The organism is Kineococcus indalonis (assembly GCF_009906395.1).
GTDB classification, from domain to species: Bacteria; Actinomycetota; Actinomycetes; order Actinomycetales; family Kineococcaceae; genus Kineococcus; species Kineococcus indalonis.
This window is the reverse complement of the sequence record NZ_JAAALM010000777.1, coordinates 1-1,307: the sequence shown is the minus strand read 5'-3', so window position 1 is coordinate 1,307 and position 1,307 is coordinate 1. Positions and strand designations below refer to the sequence as shown.

2 protein-coding genes are annotated in these 1,307 nt (G+C 70.9%); both read left to right on the top strand.

Annotated elements, in window-relative coordinates; translation table 11 throughout:
* Positions 1 to 401, top strand: a 401-nt coding sequence (locus GTR00_RS21045) for a DUF4352 domain-containing protein (RefSeq protein ID WP_166613463.1), incomplete at its 5' end; no start/stop codon positions are given.
* Positions 402 to 581: 180 nt separating this feature from the next.
* A partial coding sequence (locus tag GTR00_RS21040; protein ID WP_240900753.1) for an LGFP repeat-containing protein occupies positions 582 to 1,307 on the top strand: 726 nt, incomplete at its 3' end.

Genomic DNA, 1,307 nt, shown 5'->3' with positions numbered 1-1,307 from the left:
CCGCCTCGCAGTTCCCCGGCGCCACCGCCGACGACGTCGTCGGCCAAGGCGGCGCCACCTTGCAGCTGGACGGCCTCACCTTGAGCGCCACCGCGCTCACCACCCAGGACGACGACGTCCTGAACCGCCAACTGCTGTGCTCCACCGTCACCTACACCAACACCAGCGACGCCCCAGGCAGCTACAACGTCCTGGACTGGTCCCTGCAGAACCCCCAGGGCGCAGCCCAGACCTGGGGCGCCTGGGGGGACAACGAGCTGAACTCCGGTGACCTGGCCCCCGGCGGCACCACGACCGGCGACGTCTGCTTCGAGAGCGACGCCGCCCCGGGACAGTACGTCCTGCTCTACGACGGCAGCTGGATCAGCGACGAACGCGGCGCCTGGATCAACACCCTCTGACACTGGTCACCGCACACAGCGGGCCACCACCCACAGCCGGCCACCGACGGGAGCTGCCCACCGATCGAGGGACGAGCACCGGTGGACAGCTCCCGCCCAGCACCCGCAGCACCTTCAGCACCCGCTCGACACCACCTGCTCACCCGGCAGGGTGAGCGATCCACCCACGCGAAGGACACCATGCAGATCAAGAGGATCAAGAAGAGCGGGCGAGTGGTGGCCGGCATCGCCGCCGTCCTGACCTCGGCAGCGCTGATCAGCGCCGCCCCCGCCACCGCCGACCCCCGCGTCGGCGGCGACATCGGGGTGAAGTACGACCAGCTCGGCGGTGAGGGCGGGCTGCTGGGGGCCCCGGTGACCGGGGAGATCCGCACCCCCAACGAGCGCGGCGCCTACGTCGCCTTCCGGCGCGGCTCGATCTACTGGTCGCCCTGGAGCGGTGCGCACGAGGTGCACGGCGAGATCCGCAACGGCTGGGGACGCCTGGGCTGGGAGAACGGCTCCCTGCGCTTCCCCACCTCCGACGAGATCACCACCCCCAACGGCCGCGGTGCCTACAACACCTTCGAAGGCGGGGCCATCTACTTCTCCCCCGCCACCGGCGCCCACGCGGTGCAGGGCACGATCCGCCAGGCGTACGCGTGGGCGGGCTGGGAGAACGGCTACCTGGGCTTCCCCACCAGCAGCGAGGTTCCCACCCCCGACAAGCGCGGGGCCTACAACACCTTCCAAGGCGGAGCGATCTACTGGTCCTCGGGCACCGGTGCCCACGTCATCCGCGGCGCCATCCGTGACGCCTGGGCGCGCCAGGGCTGGGAAGGCGGCCGCCTGGGCTTCCCCACCAGCAGCGAGTTCGACATCACCGGCGGCAAGCGCCAGAACTTCACCGGCGGCTACATCGAGTGG